The organism is Shinella yambaruensis, assembly GCF_022899355.1.
Lineage (GTDB): Bacteria > Pseudomonadota > Alphaproteobacteria > Rhizobiales > Rhizobiaceae > Shinella > Shinella yambaruensis.
Genome location: NZ_JALJCK010000003.1, coordinates 173,251 through 193,944, shown reverse-complemented (window position 1 = coordinate 193,944; position 20,694 = coordinate 173,251). Strand labels below are relative to the sequence as shown.

The 20,694-nt window shown below is 66.7% G+C and carries 18 protein-coding genes; 9 read left to right on the top strand and 9 right to left on the bottom strand.

All coding sequences use genetic code 11. From position 1 onward, the window contains the following. The first annotated feature begins 230 nt into the window (after nt 1-230). Together MUU56_RS08150 and MUU56_RS08145 are read left to right on the top strand one after the other, a co-directional pair. Nucleotides 231-1,085: a DUF4432 family protein gene (locus tag MUU56_RS08150; RefSeq protein WP_244766815.1), complete on the top strand. Its 855-nt coding sequence runs from the start codon at nt 231-233 to the stop codon at nt 1,083-1,085. Nucleotides 1,086-1,243: 158 nt separating this feature from the next. Further along, nucleotides 1,244-1,582: a protein tyrosine phosphatase family protein gene (locus MUU56_RS08145; RefSeq protein WP_064330593.1), complete on the top strand. Its 339-nt coding sequence runs from the start codon at nt 1,244-1,246 to the stop codon at nt 1,580-1,582. Between the two features lie 187 nt (nt 1,583-1,769). Here the strand turns inward: MUU56_RS08145 and MUU56_RS08140 are convergent, their stop codons facing one another. The 4 genes from MUU56_RS08140 to MUU56_RS08125 all read right to left on the bottom strand — a co-directional run bounded on the left by MUU56_RS08140 (nt 1,770) and on the right by MUU56_RS08125 (nt 6,687). Beyond that, a complete protein-coding gene (locus tag MUU56_RS08140; protein WP_244766814.1) occupies nt 1,770-3,419 on the bottom strand; it encodes a thiamine pyrophosphate-binding protein in 1,650 nt (549 codons plus the stop codon). Continuing rightward, nucleotides 3,416-4,612: a succinate--glutarate CoA-transferase gene (gene caiB, locus MUU56_RS08135; RefSeq protein WP_244766813.1), complete on the bottom strand. Its 1,197-nt coding sequence runs from the start codon at nt 4,610-4,612 to the stop codon at nt 3,416-3,418. Before caiB ends, MUU56_RS08140 begins: the two co-directional genes overlap by 4 nt. A gap of 171 nt (nt 4,613-4,783) precedes the next feature. Beyond that, entirely contained in the window at nt 4,784-5,731 is a 948-nt protein-coding gene (locus tag MUU56_RS08130; protein ID WP_064330590.1) for a DMT family transporter, read from the bottom strand. Continuing rightward, nucleotides 5,728-6,687, bottom strand: a complete 960-nt coding sequence (locus tag MUU56_RS08125; protein ID WP_244766812.1) for an alpha/beta fold hydrolase — start codon at nt 6,685-6,687, stop codon at nt 5,728-5,730. The genes MUU56_RS08130 and MUU56_RS08125 overlap by 4 nt, the downstream gene beginning before the upstream one ends. Before the next feature lie 189 nt (nt 6,688-6,876). Here MUU56_RS08125 and MUU56_RS08120 point away from each other — a divergent pair, with 189 nt between their 5' ends. From MUU56_RS08120 to metF, 4 genes are all read left to right on the top strand, one after another. Next, nucleotides 6,877-7,644 (top strand): ribonuclease T2 family protein, encoded by a 768-nt coding sequence (locus MUU56_RS08120; protein ID WP_244766811.1) that lies wholly within the window; start codon nt 6,877-6,879, stop codon nt 7,642-7,644. Nucleotides 7,645-7,819: 175 nt separating this feature from the next. Beyond that, entirely contained in the window at nt 7,820-9,469 is a 1,650-nt protein-coding gene (gene ettA, locus MUU56_RS08115; protein ID WP_244766810.1) for an energy-dependent translational throttle protein EttA, read from the top strand. Between the two features lie 148 nt (nt 9,470-9,617). Next, complete coding sequence (locus tag MUU56_RS08110; RefSeq protein WP_244766809.1) at nt 9,618-10,625, top strand: ArsR/SmtB family transcription factor; 1,008 nt, start codon at nt 9,618-9,620, stop codon at nt 10,623-10,625. A 1-nt stretch (nt 10,626) separates the two neighbouring features. Continuing rightward, nucleotides 10,627-11,529 (top strand): methylenetetrahydrofolate reductase [NAD(P)H], encoded by a 903-nt coding sequence (gene metF / locus MUU56_RS08105; RefSeq protein ID WP_244766808.1) that lies wholly within the window; start codon nt 10,627-10,629, stop codon nt 11,527-11,529. 499 nt (nt 11,530-12,028) lie between these two features. Here the strand turns inward: metF and MUU56_RS08100 are convergent, their stop codons facing one another. The 4 genes from MUU56_RS08100 to MUU56_RS08085 all read right to left on the bottom strand — a co-directional run bounded on the left by MUU56_RS08100 (nt 12,029) and on the right by MUU56_RS08085 (nt 16,102). After that, entirely contained in the window at nt 12,029-12,964 is a 936-nt protein-coding gene (locus MUU56_RS08100) for a DMT family transporter (protein WP_398431802.1), read from the bottom strand. A 142-nt stretch (nt 12,965-13,106) separates the two neighbouring features. Continuing rightward, nucleotides 13,107-14,303, bottom strand: coding sequence for a lytic murein transglycosylase (locus MUU56_RS08095; protein ID WP_244766806.1), 1,197 nt, complete (start codon nt 14,301-14,303; stop codon nt 13,107-13,109). A 158-nt stretch (nt 14,304-14,461) separates the two neighbouring features. Further along, nucleotides 14,462-15,241 (bottom strand): glycoside hydrolase family 25 protein, encoded by a 780-nt coding sequence (locus MUU56_RS08090; protein WP_244766805.1) that lies wholly within the window; start codon nt 15,239-15,241, stop codon nt 14,462-14,464. A gap of 192 nt (nt 15,242-15,433) precedes the next feature. Next, nucleotides 15,434-16,102 (bottom strand): outer membrane protein, encoded by a 669-nt coding sequence (locus MUU56_RS08085; protein WP_244766804.1) that lies wholly within the window; start codon nt 16,100-16,102, stop codon nt 15,434-15,436. A 236-nt stretch (nt 16,103-16,338) separates the two neighbouring features. Here MUU56_RS08085 and MUU56_RS08080 point away from each other — a divergent pair, with 236 nt between their 5' ends. Both MUU56_RS08080 and MUU56_RS08075 read left to right on the top strand, forming a co-directional pair. After that, the gene (locus tag MUU56_RS08080) at nt 16,339-17,898 is read left to right on the top strand and encodes a putative bifunctional diguanylate cyclase/phosphodiesterase (protein WP_244766803.1); all 1,560 of its coding nucleotides are present in this window, start codon (nt 16,339-16,341) and stop codon (nt 17,896-17,898) included. Nucleotides 17,899-17,963: 65 nt separating this feature from the next. Continuing rightward, nucleotides 17,964-19,370, top strand: coding sequence for a serine hydrolase domain-containing protein (locus MUU56_RS08075; RefSeq protein WP_244766802.1), 1,407 nt, complete (start codon nt 17,964-17,966; stop codon nt 19,368-19,370). Here MUU56_RS08075 and MUU56_RS08070 read toward each other — a convergent pair. Beyond that, nucleotides 19,355-19,756: a ketosteroid isomerase-related protein gene (locus MUU56_RS08070; RefSeq protein WP_064332563.1), complete on the bottom strand. Its 402-nt coding sequence runs from the start codon at nt 19,754-19,756 to the stop codon at nt 19,355-19,357. The genes MUU56_RS08075 and MUU56_RS08070 overlap by 16 nt on opposite strands. A gap of 183 nt (nt 19,757-19,939) precedes the next feature. Here MUU56_RS08070 and MUU56_RS08065 point away from each other — a divergent pair, with 183 nt between their 5' ends. Further along, complete coding sequence (locus MUU56_RS08065) at nt 19,940-20,527, top strand: GNAT family N-acetyltransferase (protein ID WP_244766801.1); 588 nt, start codon at nt 19,940-19,942, stop codon at nt 20,525-20,527. Nucleotides 20,528-20,694: the final 167 nt, after the last annotated feature.

The window sequence follows — 20,694 nt, the reverse complement described above, 5'->3', positions numbered from 1 at the left end:
TGCAAAAACTTGTGACCTGCCGTGATGGTTCCCTTGGAGCGATGAGAGACGAGCCTTGCCAGGCGTAATGTTCCGCCGCCCTGCCGTGGAGCGTTTCGCGTTTTCCGCCGGTTTGCAAAAAACACGCTATCCTTTTGTTTTTCTGCGGTTCCGGACGCAAAACCGCGTCGCACTTCTGCGGGAATTGCTCTAGCATGCCGCCGTTCGATTGCCCCTTGCCGGAGTCCCGGATGACCTTTTCCCTTACCGCCCAAACGCCCGACCAGTCCTTCCGCCTCGACCTGACGCCGCAATCGGTGCTCGATGTCGCCGGCGCCGTCTTCCATGGCGTCGATCTCGCGCCGGGGGCGGCTGTGCCGTCGGATGGCGATCCGCGCATCGACAAGGCGCTGCCCGGCTTCCTGTTCACCTGCGGGCCGGATCACATCCGCCATCCGGTGCCGGTCGAGGGCGCGGCCGACGGGCGGCTCTATCCGCTGCACGGCTCGTTCTCCTCCTCGCCGGCACGGGACGTGCTGATCGAGGAGGACGAGGGGGAGGTGGTCTGCGAGGGGCGCGTCGCCGTTTCGCTCGCCCATGGCGGCAAGGCCGACCTCGCGCGCCGCTGGCGGGCCGACCGACGCACGGGCCACATCACGCTCGACGACCGCGTCACCAATACGGGCGACACGTCCTGGCCGCCCTTCGGCATGTATCACATCAATTTCGGCACCGGCCTCTTCGATGCGGATACGCGGCTGACCGGGGCGATGCTGCCCGGCGGCAGCCTGCCGTGGCGCTTCGGCGAGGGCGACCGCGAGATCTTCTGCGTGCCGGCGGCCGAAACGGCGACGCACGGCTGGGCAGAGATCGCCATCGGCCCGATCGCGGCGCTCGGCGGTCGCAGCGTCCATATCCGCTTTCGCACGGATACGCTGCCGCATCTCCAGGTCTGGCGGAACCTGTCGCCCGGCTCGGCGGTGCTCGGCATCGAGCCCGTCTCGCACCGGCTCGTGCCGCGCGCCGAGCTGATCGCCGCCGGCGAGGCCGCCGATTTCGCGCCCGGCGAAAGCGTCGGCTACGGCCTTGCCTTCGAGGTCCGCTAGGATACTTGTGCGCTTTCGAACGAAGAGGCGGCGTTCTTTCGTCCCGGGGGCGGCACGCTTCGCGCCTTTTCGGGAATTGCTATAGATTTTGCGTGATTGACGCTCCCGCGGCGCGGGCTTAAACGGTGAGCACCCCTGTTTTCTAGAAGGAACCGCCCATGGATATCCGCGAGATCAACGACGAATATTCCGTCTCCGGCCAGATCGCCGTCGAGGATCTCGACGCCATCGCCGCCCTGGGCTTCAAATCCATCGTCTGCCACCGCCCGGACCACGAGCAGCCCGACCAGCCGGAATTCTCCGTCATCGCGGCGCGCGCGAAGGAGCTCGGCATCGAGGTCGCCCATGTGCCGGTCGGCCCGATGGGCGTGACGGCCGAGGCCGTGCACGGCATGGTCGACGCGCTCGACGAACTGCCGCGTCCGATGCTCGGCTATTGCCGCTCCGGCATGCGCTCGACGAAGATCTACGAGCAGACGCAGCATATCCGCGGCTGAGGGCCTGGCCCCTCATCCGCCCGCCGGCACCTTCTCCCCGCAAGCGGGGCGAAGGGGAATGCCGCAACGGTTTCCCAAAGCATCGGCGGTATTTTGGAAGGCGAGGCATCGCCCCATCCGCCTTCTCCCCGCTTGCGGGGAGAAGGTCGCGGCAGCGGGATGAGGGGCTTTCACGCCCTTAAAAACATCACGTCCCGCTGCGGATATCCGAGAGCGTGCGCGTCGGGGTAATCGCTTCCGGGTCGAGCTTCACCTCGATGATCGCCGGCTTGCCGCTCAAGCGGGCGCGCAGGAAGGCGGGCGCGAAGTCCTCCGTCACCTCCACCGTCTCGCCATGGCCGCCATAGGCGCGGGCGAGCGCGGCGAAATCCGGGTTGGTGAGGTCCGTGGCGCTGACGCGGCCGGGATATTCCCGCTCCTGGTGCATGCGGATCGTGCCGTAGATGCCATTGTTGACGACGACGGTGATGATCGGAAGGTTGTAGCGCACGGCGGTGGCGAATTCCTGGCCGTGCATCATGAAGCAGCCGTCGCCGGCAAAGCAGATGACCTCACGCCCCGGGAAGAGCTGCTTGGCGGCAACCGCGGCCGGCAGGCCGTAGCCCATCGAGCCGGAGGTGGGGGCGGCCTGCGTCGCAAAGCGGCGGAAGCGGTGGAAGCGATGCACCCAGGTGGCATAGTTGCCGGCGCCGTTGGTGAAGATCGTGTCCTCCGGCGTGTTTTCCTCCAGCCAGGCCATGATCGGGCCCATCTGCACGCCGCCCGGGCCGGTTTCCGGCGGGGTCGACCATTTCAGGTAGGATTCGTGCATGGCGGCGGTGCGCGCGGCCCAGCGCGGGGCTGCCTTCGGCGCGAGGCCGTCGAGCGCGGCGACGAAATCCTCCGGCGCGGCGCAGATCGCAAGGTCAGGCCGGTAGACGCGGCCGAGCTCGGACGGATCCGGATAGACATGCACCAGCGTCTGCTGCGGGTAGGGCACCTTGAGCAGGCTGTAGGTCGAGGACGGCATTTCCGAATAGCGCCCGCCGAGGAGGACGACGAGGTCCGCCTCGCGGATCTCCCTGCCGAGCGCCGGGTTGACGCCGATGCCGCTGTCGCCGGCATAGTTCGGGTGCCGGTGATCGAACAGCATCTGGCGGCGGAAGGAACAGGCGACCGGCAGCGACCAGCGCTCCGCGAAGGCCGTGAAGCCGGCGACGCTCTCCTCCGACCAGCGCGTGCCGCCGAGGATGACGAGCGGGCGCTCGGCGGCTTCAAGGCGGCCTGCCAGCTCCTCCACCTGCCTGCGGCCGGGATGGGCCTCGACCGGCGCATAGGCCTTCGCCTCGACCGTCTCGACCGTGTCCGTCAGCATGTCCTCGGGCAGCGCCAGCACCACCGGGCCCGGACGGCCGGAGGTGGCGACGGCAAAGGCGCGGGTGACGAATTCGGGAATGCGGCGGGCGTCGTCGATTTCCGCCACCCATTTGGCGACCTCGGTGAAGGCGCGGCGGTATTCCACCTCCTGGAAGGCCTCGCGCTCGCGCGCATCGCGCTGCACCTGGCCGATGAAGAGGATCATCGGGATCGAATCCTGCCGCGCGATGTGCAGGCCCGCCGAGGCATTGGTGGCGCCGGGCCCGCGCGTGACCATGCAGATGCCGGGCCCGCCCGTCAGCCGGCCCCAGCAATCCGCCATCATCGCCGCGCCGCCTTCCTGGCGGCAGACGAGCACGTCGATATCGGTATCGTGCAGCGCATCGAGCACCGCGAGGTAGCTTTCGCCCGGCACGCAGGCGACGCGCCTGACGCCGTTGGCAACGAGAGCATCGACGATCAACTGGCCACCGGTCTTCATGCGCTTTTCTTTCCTGCTTCGAGGACATCGAGTTCCGCCATCACGGCGTCGGTATGTTCGCCAAGCCGCGGGCTCGGCCGGTCATAGACAAGGGGCGTGCCCGAATAGACGATCGGCGTGCGCACGCCGGGAATGCGGTTGCCGTCGGCATCCGGCAGGTCGATGCGCAGGCCCCGCGCCTTCACCTGCGGGTCCGCGAAGGTCTCGGCGATGGAATTGATCGGCCCGGCCGGCACGCCCTCGCGCTCGCAGGCGGCGAGAAGCTCGGCCTTGCTGACACCGGCGGTCGCCCCGGTGACGAGGCGGCGCACCTCGCCGCGATGGGCGACGCGCGCCCGGTTGGTGGCAAAGCGCTCGTCGTCGGCGACGCCCTCGAGCTTCAGGATGCCGCAGAGCTTGCGGAACTGTCCGTCATTGCCGACGGCGAGGATGATGTGCCCGTCGGACGTCGGCACCACCTCGTAGGGCGAGATGTTCGGATGCGCGTTGCCGAGCCGCGTCGGCGCATTGCCGGAGGCAAGGAAGTTCATGTTCTGGTTCGCCATGACGGCCGACTGCACGTCGAGCAGCGCCATGTCGACATGCTGGCCCCGGCCGGTCTTCATGACATGGATGAGCGCGCCCTGGATGGCGGCGACGGCATAGATGCCGGTGAAGATATCGGCGATGGCGACGCCCGCCTTCATCGGCTCGCCGTCCGGCGCGCCCGTCACCGACATGAAGCCGGACATGCCCTGCACGATATAGTCGTAGCCGGCGCGGGCGGCATAGGGGCCGTCCTGGCCGAAGCCGGTGATCGAGCAGTAGACGAGTTTCGGATGCGCCTTGGCGAGGCTCTGGTAATCGAGCCCGTACTTGACGAGGCCGCCGACCTTGAAGTTCTCGATGACCACGTCGGCCGTCGCGATGAGGCGGTGGACGACGGCGCGGCCTTCCTCGGTCTTGAGGTCGACGGTAATCGAGCGCTTGCCGCGGTTGGTGGAGTGGTAATAGGCGGCCGAGAGGTTCTCGCCGTCCTTGCCGGTCACGAAGGGCGGGCCCCAGGCGCGGGTGTCGTCGCCGCCGTCGGGATTCTCGATCTTGATGACGTCGGCGCCCATGTCGGCCAGCATCTGCCCGGCCCAGGGCCCGGCGAGGACCCGCGCCAGCTCGATGACCCTTATGCCGGATAGCGGCAGGTTCGACTTCTCCATCGTGCACTCCCTTCCCGGCGGCGCCGGAACGCGGCCGGACGCCGGGCCTTTCGCCCGTTTCCCTTTGGATAACAAAAAGCTGCCGGGCACGATAGCCGGCGCCCGCGGGGAGATCATGACGGCTCAGACTGACATGATGCCTGCCGCGCCGTTTTGCGCGGCCGGGCGGCGTCAGATCGGCGTGGAGACGGGCGGTATCGTCGCCGTCTTGTTGAGCTTGCGTTCGCGCCAGATGACATAGAGGCCGGAGGCGATGATGATGGCGATGCCGAGCCATTTCACGGCATCCGGCAGATGGCCGAACACGAACCAGCCGAGGATCGTCGCCGAGACGATCTCCAGATATTGCAGCGGGGCGAGCGTGGAGGCGGGCGCCGAGCGATAGGCATAGACGCCGAGCACGCCGGCAATGGTGGCGGCGACGGCGGCGCCGGCGATGTAGAGCGTGTTCGCCATGTCCGGCACGACGGGCGTGAGCATGGCGATGCCGAGCCTGCCGCCGGCTAGAAGCAGCAGGCCGGAGAACAGCGCGCCCCAGAGGCCGGCATAGAACTGCATGGACCAGGGATCCTCCTTCTGGGCGACGAGCCGGGTGAGGAGGAAGAACAGCGCGAGCGAGAAGGCCGCCACGACCGGCAGCAGCGCGATGGGGCCGACCTCCTGCAGGCTCGGCTGGATGACCAGCAGCGAGCCGAGGAAACCGACGCCGCAGGCCGTGTAGCGCCGCCAGCCGATGGTCTCCTTCAGGAAGATCGAGCCGAGGATGGTCAGGATGATCGGCTCGACGAAGAAGATGGCGATGGCATCGGCCACTTCCATGACGGCGAGCGGCGTGACGAAGGTGATCATGGTGATGGCCATCAGCAGGCCGCGGGCGGCATGCAGGCCCATCTTCCGGAAGGTCACGTCCAAAAGCGTGCCGCGCAGGAGACAGATCGGCCCCAGCACGGTCATCTGGAAGAGCAGGCGCACGAAGGTGATCTCGGTCGCGGGGACCGACGTGACCGCGAGCTTGGCGAAGATATCGATGATCGGCGAGATGAGCACCGAGAGCACCATGAGCAGGAGCCCGAGGCCGACCTCGTTGCGCAGCGGGGCGATGGTGGCGGATGTGGTCATGCGTGTTCCGGGGCGCGGGTCCATGCGTCGGCCACCCGCCGGCACCAGCCGGCAAAGGCGTCGACAGCGGGATCGCGGAGCGGCCGGCTCTCCTTGAGCGTTTCGTGACGCATGCCGCGATAGACGGTTGTCGTGACGTCCTCAAGCCGCGATTTTTTCAGTCGCCCGGCAAAGGCGTGCACCGCGCGGCCGAAATCCGTCGCCGGGTCCTCCTCGCCGCCGACGAGATGGATCGGCAGCCGCCTCGGCAGGCGCGCAAGCCCTTGTGCCGAGGCATTGGCGAAGGTGACGGCGAAGATGTCGATCCACATCGCGACATTGACGTCGAAGCCGCAGCGGGGATCGGCGATATAGGCGTCCACCTCGGCCGGGTCGTGCGACAGCCAGTCGAAATCCGTGCGGCGGTTCGCGATGGAGCGGCCCCAGGCCCCGAAGGTCAGGCGCGGCAGCACGCCGCTCGGCACGTCCGATCCCTTCAGCATGCGTTCTACCGCCAGCACGGCCTGCGCCACGCGCCCGGCAAGCCCGGGTTCGAGATTGGAATTCCACACGGCGAGCGCGTCGATATCGCCGGGGTGTGCCTCGGCAAAGGCGAGCGCCATGAGCCCGCCCATCGAGTGGCCGAAGAGCACGACCGGAAGGCCGGAATGCCGTGCCGCCGCATGGTCGCGCACGGCGCGCATGTCCGCGATCACCCGGCCGATGCCGCCCTTCGGCGAGAACTGGCCGCGCGGGGCATCCGGCGCGCTGGTGAAGCCGTGGCCGCGATGGTCGTGGGCATAGACATGGAACCCCTCTGCCGCCAGGCGCGCGGCGAAGGCCGCATATCGCGCGCTGTGCTCGGCAAGGCCGTGGCTGATCAGCAGGATGCCGCGGGGAACGCCCCGGGCAGCCTCGTGCCGCAGCGCAAGGCTCGCCCCGCTCGGGCTTTGCAGCGTCGAAACCTGTGAAAACACCGGTCCATCCTCCCGTTTCGGCCCTCCCGTTCTGGCAAGGTCAACGCGATTTGCGGTTGAAAGACAATGGGATGCGGCGTGTATTTTTCGATTTCCTCGCGCATGTCGCGTTTTTTCCGATTCATGGTTGCATTTTCCGGATCTTTGGTTGTAAATGATCTCGTTTTGTTCTCGTTGGGGGAGCCGGTCATGACGACCAATGCCGCACTGATTTTCAAAGCCGTCCTTTTCCTTGCCGTCCTGCCGTTGCTTCTCGCGTGTCTCACGCTGGCTGCCGGTTCGCGTCCCGCCGCCGCGCAGACGGCGCCGGCGGGCGGCGGCGCGCGCGAGGTCCTATCCGTCGGCTGGCAGGCGGGCTACTGCGCCGCCCGGCCGAAAAGCCGCGGCTGCGCGGATTTCTCCGTGGACGCGCCGGCCGCAAGGCAGTTCTCGCTGCTCAGCCGCTTCCAGCTGCGCAAGAGCTATTGCGGCGTCGAGGCGGGCCTCAAGCAGCAGGCGCGCAAGGGCAAGTGGACGGAGCTGCCGGATATCGTGCTCGCTTCCGGCACGAAGGCGCGCCTGATGGTCGCGATGCCCGCCGCGCGCCTCGGCCTCGACCGCCAGCAATGGCTGCGCAGCGGCAGCTGCGTCGCCGCCTCGCCGGAGGTCTACTACAGCCGTTCGCTCGACCTGCTCGACGCGCTCAACGCCTCGCCGGTGCGCGCGCTCTTCACGCAGAAGGCGGGGGCGGCGATCACCCTTGCCGAAGTCCGCGCCGCCTTCGACGCCGCCTTCGGGGCGGGGGCCGGCGAGCGGGTGCGCCTCATCTGCCGCAAGACGGACGGCGGGCCTGTCGTGACCGGCCTCACCATCGGCCTTGCCGGCGACGCGCCGACGCTCGCGGACCGCATCGCCGCGGCCTCGCCGACGAAGTCCCGCTGCACCGAGGGGGCAACGGGCGCGGGGCAGGCGGGGTAGGGGCGACGGACGGGCGATGCCGCGCCGACCTGGACTGCTCTGCTGCCGCGGAGGGTGTCACGGCGATGCGGGGCGGTGTTTCCGCCCCGGGGCGCGATGCGGCTTTCTCAGATTGCCGCGGGCGGAGAATTCGCCTACATAGCGGGCAAATTTGTCCGATCCGGAGCGCGTTTTCATGGCACGTCAGTTCATCTACCACATGTCTGGGCTCAACAAGGCCTATGGCAACAAGAAGATCCTCGAGAACATCCATCTGTCGTTCTATCCGGACGCCAAGATCGGCATTCTCGGCCCGAACGGCGCCGGCAAGTCGACCGTGCTGCGCATCATGGCCGGCCTCGACAAGGAGTTCACCGGCGAGGCCTGGCTTGCCGACGGCGCGACCCTCGGCTACCTGCCGCAGGAGCCGCAGCTCGATGCGTCCAAGACCGTGCTCGAGAACGTCATGGAGGGCGTCGCCCCGAAGAAGGCGATCCTCGACCGCTACAACGAACTGATGATGAACTATTCCGACGAGACGGCGGAAGAGGGCGCGAAGCTCCAGGACATCATCGACAGCCAGAACCTCTGGGACCTCGAAAGCCAGGTCGAGATGGCGATGGACGCGCTGCGCTGCCCGCCGGGCGACGCCTCGGTCGACAATCTCTCGGGCGGTGAAAAGCGTCGCGTCGCGCTCTGCAAGCTGCTGCTCGCCCAGCCGGACCTGCTGCTGCTCGACGAACCGACCAACCACCTCGACGCCGAGACGATCGCCTGGCTCGAAAAGCACCTGCGCGAATATCCGGGCTCCGTGCTGATGATCACGCACGACCGCTACTTCCTCGACAATGTCACCGGCTGGATCCTCGAGCTCGACCGCGGCCGCGGCATCCCCTACGAGGGCAACTATTCCGCCTACCTGCAGGCCAAGGCCAAGCGCATGCAGCAGGAAGGCCGCGAAGAGGCGACCCGCCAGAAGGCGCTCGCCCGCGAGCAGGAATGGATCGCCTCCTCGCCGAAGGCCCGCCAGGCCAAGTCCAAGGCCCGTATCCGCGCCTATGACGAACTGGTGCAGGCCGCGGCCGAGCGCCGCCCCGGCGACGCGCAGATCGTCATCCCGGTCGGCGAGCGCCTCGGCAACGTGGTCATCGAGGCGGAGAACCTCACCAAGTCCTATGGCGACCGCGTGCTGATCGAGAACCTGACCTTCAAGCTGCCGCCCGGCGGCATCGTCGGCGTCATCGGCCCGAACGGCGCCGGCAAGACGACGCTCTTCCGCATGATCACCGGCCAGGAGCAGCCGGATTCGGGCTCGATCACCGTCGGCGAGACGGTCGATCTCGGTTATGTCGACCAGAGCCGCGATGCGCTCGCCGGCGACAAGACCGTCTGGGAGGAGATCTCCGGCGGCAACGACATCATCAAGCTCGGCAAGCACGAGATGAACAGCCGCGCCTATTGCGGCGCCTTCAACTTCAAGGGCGGCGACCAGCAGCAGAAGGTCGGCACGCTCTCGGGCGGCCAGCGCAACCGCGTGCACCTCGCCAAGATGCTGAAGGCCGGCGGCAATGTCATCCTGCTCGACGAACCGACCAACGACCTCGACACCGAAACGCTGGGGGCGCTGGAAGACGCGCTGGAAAACTTCGCCGGCTGCGCCGTCATCATCTCGCACGACCGCATGTTCCTCGACCGCCTGGCGACCCACATCCTCGCCTTCGAGGGCGACAGCCACGTCGAATGGTTCGAGGGCAACTTCGAGGACTACGAGAAGGACAAGATCCGCCGCCTCGGCGCGGATGCCGTCAACCCGAAGCGGGTGACCTACAAGCGCCTGACGCGCTGATCGGCGCCGCGTCCCGCCCTTTGAGAAACCCCGGTTCGCCGGGGTTTTTCTTTGGGCGTATCGGTGGGAAGATCGGCGACACGGATTTGCCCTTGCGCGACACGGGTTAATCACATAAACATATCTTTATGTCTTGATTGGATAAGCCATGGGCGACACGCAGAAACTCGGACTGGACGACATCGTGGAGATCCTGAAGGCGGCGGGCGAGCCGACGCGCCTTCGCCTTCTCGCGCTGCTTTCGCATGGTGACCTGACCGTGACCGACCTGACCGATATCCTCGGCCAGTCCCAGCCGCGCATCTCGCGCCACCTGAAGCTGCTCGCCGAGGCCGCGCTGGTCGATCGCTACCAGGAGGGCGCCTGGGCCTTCTTCCGGCTGAGCCAGGGCGGATCGGCCGTGGCGCTCGTCCGCCAGCTCCTCGAGGCCGCCGATCCGGCGGATGCGGTTTTCGCGCGTGATGACGAGCGGCTGCGGGTGCTGAAGAAGATCCGCGCCGACAAGGCGCAGGCCTATTTCAGCCGCAACGCCGCGGAATGGGACGCGGTGCGCCGGCTGCATGTCAGCGAGGCGGAGGTGGAGGCGAAGCTCGCCGCGATGATCGGCGCGGAGCCGGTGGACGCCTTCCTCGATCTCGGCACGGGCACGGGGCGCATCCTGCAGCTGTTCGAAGGGCTCTACAGGCGCGGCGTCGGCGTCGATGCCAGCCGAGACATGCTGGCGGTCGCGCGCGCCAATCTCGACCGGGCCGGCGTCACCAAGGCGTCGATCCGCCACGGCGATATCTTCAACCTGCCGCTGGAGCGCGACGAGTTCGACGTCGTGACGATCCATCAGGTGCTGCACTTCCTAGACGAGCCGGAGGCCGCGGTGGCGGAGGCCGCGCGCATGCTCGCCCCCGGCGGGCGCCTTGCCATCATCGACCTTGCCCCGCACGCGCTCGAACATCTGCGCGACGAGCATGCCCATATCCGCCTCGGCTTCTCGCACCAGACGCTCGCCGAATGGCTGGAGAAGGCAGGGCTTGCCGTCGAGGAGATCGTCGACCTCAAGCCCGCGCATTCGGCCGCCGATGCGCTGACCGTCACCATCTGGCTTGCCCGCGACCAGCGCGAACGGGCGGCCGACACCATTGCCATCCGCAGGAGGAGTTGACATGAAACCGGCGACCGCCAGCCCAGCCCGCAAGGACATCCGCCTGTCTTTCGAATTCTTCCCGCCGAAATCGGCGGAGGCCGAAGGCCAGCTGTGGGAGACGGCCGCCGCGCTCTCGGCCTATGAGCCGGGTTTCATGTCGGTGACCTACGGCGCCGGCGGCTCCACCAAGGCGCCGACGCTCGCCACCGTCCGCCATCTCCTCTCGATGGGCCTGCCGGCGGCCTCGCACCTGACCTGCGTGGGCGCGACGAAGGAGGAGGTGCACGCCGTCGTCGCCGAGTTCCAGGCGGTCGGCGTCAGGCATTTCGTGGCGCTGCGCGGCGACCCGCCGGGCGGCGTCGGCACGCCCTACCAGCCGCATCCTGGCGGCTATGCCAATGCGGCGGAGCTGACCGCCGGCCTGCGCGGCCTTGCCGATTTTGAGATCTCCGTGTCCGCCTATCCGGAAAAACATCCGCAGAGCCCGGATGTTGCCGCCGACATCGACATGCTCAAGCGCAAGGTGGATGCCGGCGCGACGCGCGCGCTCACCCAGTTCTTCTTCGAGAACGACGATTTCGAGCGCTACCTGGAGCGCGTGCGCAAGGCCGGCATCGCGATCCCGGTCGTGCCGGGCATCCTGCCGGTGCACAACCTCGCCCAGGTGCAGAAATTCGCCGGCCTCTGCGGGGCATCCGTGCCGGGCTGGCTGGCCGACCGGCTGGCGCCCATCGACGACCGGCCGCAGGAGCGCGCGGCCGTGGCGATCGACCTCGCCGCCCGCCAGGTGGAGGACCTCATCGCCCGGGGTGTCGGCGAGTTCCATTTCTATACGATGAACCGCGCCACGCTCGTCTCGGCGGTCTGCGACCGCGCCGGCTTTGCCCGGAACGCGCGCCATGCGGCCGGGGCGGCGGCCTGACCGCCGGTCCCGCCCGACAGAACCGATCGCTGAAATGAAAATGCATGGCGCCGTCTCCGGGCCATGCATCCTTCTTGAATTCGTTTCGGCAGGGTCTTTTTGGTTTTTTCGTCCCTGGCCTCCCGGACTGCGCTTTGATCGCCTCAGATGAAGATCATCGTTGCGATGAAGAGGAACGCTGCACTGATCATCAGAACATTCAAGGAATGTGTGAGTCCCATGGCTACCTCCTTGCGTTTGCGGATCGATATTACGACCTAAAAAAGCGTATTGGAAAGGCGTTTTGTTGCTGCGTTGCAACATCCGGCATTCGCCGAGCCCTTATTCACAATGCTAACCTGCTGAATTTTCTCCTTTATCGTGGCCGCCACAAAAAATTCACAATCCCTACCGGATGACGAATGCCGACATTGTGCATTTACCAATGTGGCGCAAGTCGGGCGGCCGTTCCGGCGGATTGCCATGAAACGGCCGGGAATGCGCTTTGTTCCCGCAGTTTTCAGGCGGTGCGGAAACGGGCGAAAAGGCGTCCGTCGAGCACCACGAGGCCGAGGAGCACCAGGGCCATGCCGAGCATGCCGAGCGGCGTCAGGGTCTCGCCGAGGAAGAGCATGCCGGCGAGGATGGCGCTCGGCGGCACGAGCAGCGTGACGAGCGAGGTATTGGTCGCGCCGGCGGCCGCCATGATTCGGAAGAACAGGATGTAGCCGTAGGCCGTCGAGACCAGCGCCAGCGCCAGGACGGCGAGGATGGCCGGCAGCGGGGGCAGGGGAATCTGCCAGGGCGTATCGAGGGCGAAGGAGACGGGCAGCATCAGCAGCGTCGAGGCGGTGAGCTGGCCGGCGGCGGTGACGGGCGCCGCGACGTCGCGGAAGCGCTTGCCGTAGGTTGCCGCAAGGCCATAGGAGGCGGCGGCAAGCACGGGCAGGACGACGGACCAGAGCGGCGGGCCGCTGTCGCCGGTGAAGGGCGCGAGCGCGCGCGGGCCGATCAGCACCGCCGTGCCGACGAGGCCGATCAGGCAGCCGGCGATCTTTTGCGAGGAGAGCTTTTCGTCCAGCGTGAACCGGTTGGCGATGAGCACGGTGAAGATCGGCGTCGTCGCGTTGAGGATGGAGGCAAGGCCGGCGCCGATCTGCGTCTGGCCGAGGAAGATCAGCATGTGCGGCACGGCATTGTTGATGAGGCCGAGCAGCAGGAACGCTCGCCAGCGGGCGCGCAGCGTCGCGTAGATATCGAACCGGCCGGCAATATAGACATGCAGCGCAAGCGCGGCGATGCCGACGCGCAGGAGCACGAGGGTGGCCGGAGGAACATGGGCGACGGCGACGCGGGCAAAGAAGAAGGAACCGCCCCAGATCATGCCGAGCAGGGCGAGCAGGCCCCAGGTGCGTGCGCTCATGCGCGTTGCTGATACCGATACCGGCTGTTCCATTGCTCTCTCCCTGGCACGCTGCCGTCTGCCGGCCTGGCGCACGGGCAGAAAGACAGAGCGGCAGCCCGGCCGAAACCGGGCTGCCGCTCTGGGTCTCTTCATGCCTATAGCACCGCGTTTGCGCGGCGCCACCCGATTTCCGTCACAGGGCGGACAGCAGGGCCTGGGTCGCCCAGCCGTCGGCGGGCAGGCCGAGGCGCAGCTGTTCCTTCTGGATCGCGGCGCGCGTGCCGGAGCCGAGGATGCCGTCGATCTTGCCGACGTCGTGGCCGAGGCCCTGCAGCTTGGTCTGCAGCTGCTTCATGCTGTCCTCGGAAAGGCCTTCCTCCGGGGTGCCGCGCTCATAGGGCGGGGCGCCGGCAAGGCGGGTCGCGAAATAGGCCGCCGACGTCGTGTAGATGAACGACTGGTTCCATTCGAGATAGATCTTGAAGTTGGGGTAGGTGATGAAGGCCGGGCCCTTGCGGCCCTGCGGCAGCACCAGCGAGGCTTCCAGGTTGCCGAAGGAGGTGTCGCCGTCGCGCGGCTTGACGCCGAGGGCGAACCAGTCGGCCGCCTTCATGCCCGGCTGCAGGCCGGTCTTCTCGAAGGGCAGCACATCGGGCACGGAGACTTCCTGGATCCAGGGCTGGCCCTTCACGAAGCCGAGGTGCTGGATGAACTTGGCGGCCGTCAGGATGGCGTCCGGCGAGGACTGCTTGACGTTGATATGGTTGTCGCCGTCGCCGTCGACGCCGAATTCGATGATGTCCTTCGGCAGCATCTGCACCTGGCCGATCTCGCCGGCCCAGGCGCCCGTGGTGCCGTTCGGGTCGAGGTCGCCATGGCCGACCATCTCGATGGCGGCGAGAAGCTGCGGGCGGAAGAGCTCCGGCCGGCGGCAGTCGTGCGAGAGCGTCACCAGCGCGTTGCGGGTGTTGAAATCGCCCTGCACGGCGCCGAAATCGGTTTCCATCGCCCAGAAGGCGGCGATGATCGGTCCCGGCACGCCGAATTCCTGCTCGGCGCGCTGGAAGACCGGAGCGAGGTCCTTCAGCTTCTTGCGGCCGATATCGAGGCGCGACTGGCTGACCGTGCGCTTGGAGAATTCGAGGAAGGTCTGGCGGAAGACGCCCTGGGCGCGGTCGCGCGACAGCACCTTCTGGTCGATGGCGGCGCCGGCAAGCGCCCGGTCGGCGACATCGGCCGGAACGCCGCGTGCCAGCGCCTCGGCCTTCACGCCCTGAAGGAAGGCATTGAAGTCGCCGCCGCAGGCCGCCGTCGATTGGGCGTGCGCGCTGCCGGCGAGAAGAAGGGCCGCGAGGCCTGCTGCAAGTTTCGTCTTCAGGTTTAGCCGCATCTCGAATGCTCCTTGGTCCGTTGCTGGCCCGGCTGTCTCAGATGAATGTGACGGAAGCAAGAAGAAAACGGCGGCCGCGGCGCGCCGTCGCCCTTTTCACGCGATTGTGCCTTCACGGCGCCGCGAGGCGCCGAGGTCGCCACGGAACCATGGTGCGGTCAGCGGGAAACCGTCTTCATCCAGCTGTTCCAGTTCTTCGCGGAGCCGGCGAAGACGTTGATGTCCGTATTGCCGGAAATGCCCGGCACGACGCCTGTCGAAGTATATTGCCAGAATGCCCACTTGCGCGCCGAATAGATGTTCTCCGGATGGTTCGCCACCGAGCGCAGCCAGAAGGGATAGGCCTCGAAATGGCCAACGAGGTTGTCGCGGTGGAAATCGACCGTCGTGTAGATGATCGGGCGCTTGCCGTAGTGCTTTTCGATACGGTCCATGAAGCGTTGCAGGGCGGTGCGCACCTCGTCCGGAGGCGGGCGCAGCTTGCAGGTCGGCGAGACGGGGTTCCATTCGGCGTCCAGCACCGGCGGAAGCTGAACGGCCTCCTTCGGCACGTTGGCGATGAACCAGTCGGCCTGGGCGTCCGCCGTCGAGCAGAAATAGTAGAAATGGTAGGGCGCGTGGGCGACGCCGGCCGCGCGCGCGCCGCGCCAGTATTCGGCAAAGCGGCTGTCGAGACGGTCGGTGCCCTCGGTCGCCTTCAGGAAGGCGAAGGAGACGCCGCTCTTCTTCACTGCCGGCCAGTCGATGTCTCCGTTCCATTTGGAAACGTCGATGCCGTGAACCTCGTGGCGATGCGGATTGCGCGCGCCGAAATCCTGCGGGTCCTTGTCGTCGAAGCGCGGCGGCACGGAGGCGGTCGACACGAGGTCGTAGTCGGTGGTGGAACAGGACGAAGCAAGAAGGGCGAGGGGCAGCAGAGCCAGAATGAGCCGACGCATGGGGGTCCCGTTGTTGCGCGTTTCCTAATCCTGCCTCGAACGGGGCGGGTCGTAAAGGGCGGACGCGCGAGACGGATCGAACACCACTCGCATGTTTCCGTAAAATTATGGTTAGCAGGCCGTTAAGCCGCGCGCGAAAGCCCCTCACCGTTCAGCACGGGGAGGGGTTTTGGCGGCTGAATACCGCTTGCGTCAGAACTTCATGCTCACGCCGAGCATGATCGAATGCGAATCGAGGTCGCCCCGCCGGCCGGCGGCATCGAAGATGTCGGACTTGCCGTAGTCCGTGTAGCGGTACTCGATGCGGCCCGCCACCGTTTCGGTGAAGGCCTGCTCGACGCCCGCGCCGATCGTCCAGCCATGGACCGTGTCCTTCTCCTTCACGCCGGTGTCGCTGTTTTCAAGCTCCGCGCGGGTAAAGGCCCAGCCGCCCGTGCCGTAGATCAGGGTGCGGTCGAAGGCGTAGCCGAGGCGGGCGCGCACCGAGCCGCCCCAGTTCGTCTCCGCCTCGTAGCGCGTGCCGCCCGAGGCGAAGCGCTCGTTGTTGAAGTCGTGCTTGATGTCGGCTTCAAGACCGTAGACCCAGCCGTCGTTGAAGAAGTTGTAGCCGGCATAGGCGCCGAGCGCGAAATCGTCGAGGCTTCTGTCTATGGCGGGGGCCGGGCCGCCGGAATTGAGATTCGTCCAGGCATAGCCGGCGTTCACGCCGACATAGAAGCCACCCCAATCATAGACGCCGGCCGCCGTCTCGACGATCGGCGTTTCCGCCGGCGGTTCGGCAATGGTCATGTCCGCCGCAAAGGCCGGGAGCGCACCGGCGCTGACGAGGATGCCGGCGGCACCGAAAATCATGGATTTCATCTGATGGTCCTTCCCACTCGGATACTCGCACGAAGCCCCACGCACGAATGACAACAAGGTCTCCAACGCGGAAAGGGCGCGATGGTTCCGAAGAAAAATACCCCCTTGAATCTTGGGGGGCGGATGCCAACGCTCCCTTAACACTCTGTCATTCTTTGTTCGCTAGAAACATCCGTGGGGCCGGCATTGGCCCGACGCACCCTGTTGTCATGATAACAACGGTTTAGGGTTACATGATGTTGAAAACCTTGTTGCCGAGGATCGAGCAGCGCTATGCGCTGACGGGGTCGATTTTCGGAGCCTTCCTTCCGACCCTCTGCTTTGCCGCCGACCAACTCCTGCGGGATACCGCGCAGGAGAGCCTCTTCGGCTTTTCCGCGCCCACCGCCACGGCGCTTGCGCTCATGCCCGTCTTCTTCGGCGTCGGCTTCTACCAGATCGGCCGCTCGAAGGCGCTGCTCATCGCCGAGCTCAGCCAGCGCCGGCAGACCGAGCAGCGGCTGACGCACGATGCCCATCACGACCGGCTGACGGGGCTTGCCAACCGGTTCTGCCTCGAGCGCGACATCCAGGCTGTCGTCGAGAAGAGCGAGGAGGCGGACCGGCCGGCTCTGCTGCTGCTCGACCTCGATCGCTTCAAGTTCGTCAACGACAGCCTCGGCCACGATGCGGGCGACGCGCTGCTGGCCGCCATCGCCGGGCGGCTGCGGCGCGCGCTCTGCGCGACGACGGGCATCTACCGGCTCGGCGGCGACGAATTCGTCGTGACGATCGCGGGACGGCCCTCGGCGGGCAAGATCGAGGATGTCTGCCGCACCATCTGCGACCTCTTCGCAGAGCCGTTCGAACTGAAGCGCCACCGGGTCACGAGCGGCTGCAGCATCGGCGTGACCTTCATGGAAGCGGGCGACACGTCGATGTCCGAGCTTCTGAAACGCGCCGATCTCGCGCTCTACGAGGCGAAGGCGATGCCCGGCAGCGGCTTCCGCTTCTTCGATGCGGCGCTGGCCGCGGACGTGCAGGCCCGTTCCGCCATCGAGCACGACCTTGCCCGGGCGATCCGTGCCGACGAGTTCTTCCTGGAATACCAGCCGATCGTCGGCGTGGAGAGCCGCACGGTGCGCGCCTTCGAGGCGCTGCTGCGCTGGCAGCATCCCGAAAAGGGGCGGATCATGCCCGACATGTTCATTCCGGCGGCGGAAAAGACCGGGCTCATCCTGCCGCTCGGCAACTGGGTGGTGCGCGAGGCCTGCCGCGAGGCGGCGACCTGGCCGGCACCGGCGGGCGTCGCCATCAATGTCGTCGGCGACCAGTTCAAGGACCGCGCCTTCGTCGGCTATGTCAAGCAATGCCTCATGGAGACCGGGCTTGCCCCGGGACGCCTGACGATCGAGGTGACGGAATCCGTCTTCTCGGTCGACGAGACGGTGATCCGGGAAAGCCTTTCGGAGCTGCGCAGCCATGGCGTGCGCGTGGCGCTCGACGATTTCGGCATCGGCTTCTCCTCGATCAACAACCTGCGCGCCTTCCCGATCGACCAGCTGAAGATCGACCGCTCCTTCGCGCGGGCCATGATGGAGAGCAAGCGGGATGCAGACCTCGTCGACATCATCCTGAAGCTCGGCCGCACGTTCCAGGTGACGACGACGGTGGAGGGCATCGAATCCGAGGGCCAGCTCGACTTCATCCGCCAGCGCGGCGCCTCCGAGGCGCAGGGCTATCTGATCTCGGGGCCGGTGGCCGGGCCGGACGTGATGCGCTTCCTGGCGCAAACCGACAACCGGCTTTCGGCGTGACCGCGAAAAGCCTTTTCATGACAGGCAAATCCTGATTGTCTTCGAGGCTGGAAGGAGAGGCCGGTATGAGACGATTCTACAGGCTTGCCGCCTGGACGCTTTCCCTCCTTGCCCTCTTCGTGCTGGTGGGGGCGAGCTGGCTCATCGTATCGCCGCCCGCGCTGCTCAGCGTCGGTTCGGGCTATGCCGCCAAGATCGTCTGCTCCAGCGTCTTCATTTCCGGTCGCGACCCGCAACAGGTGCTTGCCGAGGACGTGCAGGCGCCCGGCCATCCGCTCCTGAAGCTCATGCGGCAGGATGTCGATCTTGCCGGCAAGACGGTGACGACGCACCTCCTCGGCCTCTTCGCCCCGGGTTACGCCGCCTGGCACGAGGGGTTCGGCTGCTCCGGCGTGCCGGACGGCGATTTCGAGGCGGCGCGGCAGGCGGTTTCCGATGTCGCCCTGCCGAAGGTGCCGCCGGCGGACCCGGCCGCCGCCTGGCCCGATGGCGAGGCGGTGACACAGGACGCGCGCATCGCCGCGCTTCTTGCCGATCCCGCGCTTGCCGGTCCCGGCATGCGTGCGATCGTCGTCGTGCATGGCGGGCGCATCGTCGCGGAAGCCTATGCGGACGGTTTCTCGCAGGCGGTGCCGCTGCTCGGCTGGTCGATGACGAAGTCGGTCAACGCGGCGCTGGTCGGCCGGCTGATGCAGGCCGGCGCCCTGACGCCGGCCATGGACAATCTCTTCCCGGAATGGCGCGGCGACGGCCGCTCGAAGATCACCCTCGGCCAGCTCCTGGCCATGGAAAGCGGGCTCGCCTTCAACGAGAGCTACGGCAGCGTGGCGGATGTGACGCGCATGCTGTTCCTCGAGCCGGACATGTCGCGTTTCGTGCTGTCGCTGCCGCTCGATGCCAATCCGGGCGAGCGCTTCACCTATTCCAGCGGCACGGCGGTGCTGTTGTCACGCATCTGGATGGGCGCGCTCGGCGGCCGGAGCCAGGCGCTGTCCTTCCCGGCGCGGGCGCTGTTCGCACCGCTCGGCATGGCGAGCGCGGTCATGGAAACGGACGAGACCGGCATTTTCGTCGGCTCGTCCTACATGTATGCCACCGCGCGCGACTGGGCGCGCTTCTCGTTCTTCCTGCTCAACGACGGGGTGTGGAAGGGCAACCGGCTGCTGCCGGCCGGTTTCGTCGGGGCCATGGCGATGCCGACGAGAGCCTCGGGCGGGGCCTACAGCCATATGCAGACCTGGACGAAAGGCCCGGGCGATCGGAGCGATGCGGATTACGGCCTGCCGGACGGGACCTTCTGGATGCTGGGGCACGACGGACAGTCAGCCGCCATCATCCCGTCCAAGGGGCTTGCGGTGATCCGGCTGGGGCTGACGCCGTCGAAACTCGGCTACCGGCCCCAGCCGCTGGTGAAACGCGTCCTCGACATCCTGGACGCGGCGGACCTCGAGGCCGGTCAGGCGCCGACCTGAGCGATCCAGTCGTTGAGGTTGTAGGTGTTGGAGATGCGCGCGACCTTGCCGTCACGGATCTCGAAGAAGGCGCCGGCGGGCAGCACATAGGTCTGGCCGTTGGCCTCCGGCAGGCCCTCGTCGGTGGCGAGATACTGGCCGTTGACCGTGAATTCGGCCGCCCCGCGCGTGCCGTCGTCGTTCGACATGATGACGATGTCCGTCAGCGTCTCGCGGTAGCTGCGGTTCATGTGCGCCATGAAATCGCGGAAGGCGTCCTTGCCGACCTGGCGGCCGCCCTGGTTGATGTCGTGGATGACGTCCTCGTGCAGGAGGTCGAAGAAGGCCTCCATGTCCTGCCTGTTGAAAGCATCGTAGTAGGCGCGGATCGTCTCTTTTGCCGGCATGTCATCCCTCATATCGTTGCTCCGGATCGCTTCCGCTTTTCTCCGAATCGCGAAAACGCTCCATCTCCTTGTCCTCTAGCATCTCCGGACGCAAAACCGCTCCGCAGTTTTGCCGGAAATGCTTTCGGGCGAAGCCCGACCGCCTTATAGCATTGTTCAAACCGCTGGGAATATTCACGGATCATGCAGATCAAGATTGTCCATGGCACGGCCGTGACGCCGCATATCGCCGACCTCGCGCGCCTGCGCATCGAGGTCTTTCGCGCCTTCCCCTACCTCTACGAAGGCAGCGAGGACTACGAGGCCTCCTATCTTGCGACCTATGCGCAATCGCCCGAAAGCCTCTTCGTTCTGGCGCTGGACGGCGAGCGCATCGTCGGCGCCTCGACGGGCGTGCCGATGACGGACGCTTCGCAGGTTTTCCGCGTGCCGTTCGTTGCCGCGGGCATCGATCCGGCGAAGGTCTTCTATTTCGGCGAATCCGTGCTGCTTTCCGCCTATCGGGGCAGGGGGCTCGGCGTGCGGTTCTTCGAGGAGCGCGAGGCCTATGCCCGCCGCCTCGGCCGCTTCGACTGGTGCGCCTTCTGCGCCGTCGACCGTCCGGCGGATCACCCGCTGCGGCCGGCGGACTATGTTCCGCTCGATGAATTCTGGGGAAAGCGCGGCTATGAACGGCGCGCGGATTTGCGCACCCTGCTCGCCTGGCAGGATATCGGCGAGGCGGAGGAGACGGAAAAGTCGATGACGTTCTGGCTTAAGGACGCGCGCTGAGCGGTTGCCCTTCTCCCTGCCTGCCGGCACCTTCTTCCCGCAGGCAGGGAGAAGGCCTATGCCGACCCGGCTTCCCGCAAATCGTACGGACACCGATACTCAGGCAACAATGGGGAGGAAACCCGCTCCGCGATCCCCTTCGCCCCGCTTGCGGGGAGAAGGTGGCG

Excerpts from the sequence above, each read along its gene's own strand:
- MUU56_RS08120 (WP_244766811.1), top strand. The coding sequence starts at position 6,877 with ATGACGACCAATGCCGCACTGATTTTCAAAGCCGTCCTTTTCCTTGCC.
- ettA (WP_244766810.1), top strand. The coding sequence starts at position 7,820 with ATGGCACGTCAGTTCATCTACCACATGTCTGGGCTCAACAAGGCCTAT.
- caiB (WP_244766813.1), bottom strand. The coding sequence starts at position 4,612 with ATGGAGAAGTCGAACCTGCCGCTATCCGGCATAAGGGTCATCGAGCTG.
- MUU56_RS08070 (WP_064332563.1), bottom strand. The coding sequence starts at position 19,756 with ATGCCGGCAAAAGAGACGATCCGCGCCTACTACGATGCTTTCAACAGG.
- MUU56_RS08085 (WP_244766804.1), bottom strand. The coding sequence starts at position 16,102 with ATGAAATCCATGATTTTCGGTGCCGCCGGCATCCTCGTCAGCGCCGGT.
- MUU56_RS08145 (WP_064330593.1), top strand. The coding sequence starts at position 1,244 with ATGGATATCCGCGAGATCAACGACGAATATTCCGTCTCCGGCCAGATC.
- MUU56_RS08080 (WP_244766803.1), top strand. The coding sequence starts at position 16,339 with ATGTTGAAAACCTTGTTGCCGAGGATCGAGCAGCGCTATGCGCTGACG.
- MUU56_RS08130 (WP_064330590.1), bottom strand. The coding sequence starts at position 5,731 with ATGACCACATCCGCCACCATCGCCCCGCTGCGCAACGAGGTCGGCCTC.
- MUU56_RS08150 (WP_244766815.1), top strand. The coding sequence starts at position 231 with ATGACCTTTTCCCTTACCGCCCAAACGCCCGACCAGTCCTTCCGCCTC.
- MUU56_RS08140 (WP_244766814.1), bottom strand. The coding sequence starts at position 3,419 with ATGAAGACCGGTGGCCAGTTGATCGTCGATGCTCTCGTTGCCAACGGC.
- MUU56_RS08110 (WP_244766809.1), top strand. The coding sequence starts at position 9,618 with ATGGGCGACACGCAGAAACTCGGACTGGACGACATCGTGGAGATCCTG.
- MUU56_RS08095 (WP_244766806.1), bottom strand. The coding sequence starts at position 14,303 with ATGCGGCTAAACCTGAAGACGAAACTTGCAGCAGGCCTCGCGGCCCTT.
- metF (WP_244766808.1), top strand. The coding sequence starts at position 10,627 with ATGAAACCGGCGACCGCCAGCCCAGCCCGCAAGGACATCCGCCTGTCT.
- MUU56_RS08065 (WP_244766801.1), top strand. The coding sequence starts at position 19,940 with ATGCAGATCAAGATTGTCCATGGCACGGCCGTGACGCCGCATATCGCC.
- MUU56_RS08100 (WP_398431802.1), bottom strand. The coding sequence starts at position 12,964 with ATGGAACAGCCGGTATCGGTATCAGCAACGCGCATGAGCGCACGCACC.
- MUU56_RS08075 (WP_244766802.1), top strand. The coding sequence starts at position 17,964 with ATGAGACGATTCTACAGGCTTGCCGCCTGGACGCTTTCCCTCCTTGCC.
- MUU56_RS08090 (WP_244766805.1), bottom strand. The coding sequence starts at position 15,241 with ATGCGTCGGCTCATTCTGGCTCTGCTGCCCCTCGCCCTTCTTGCTTCG.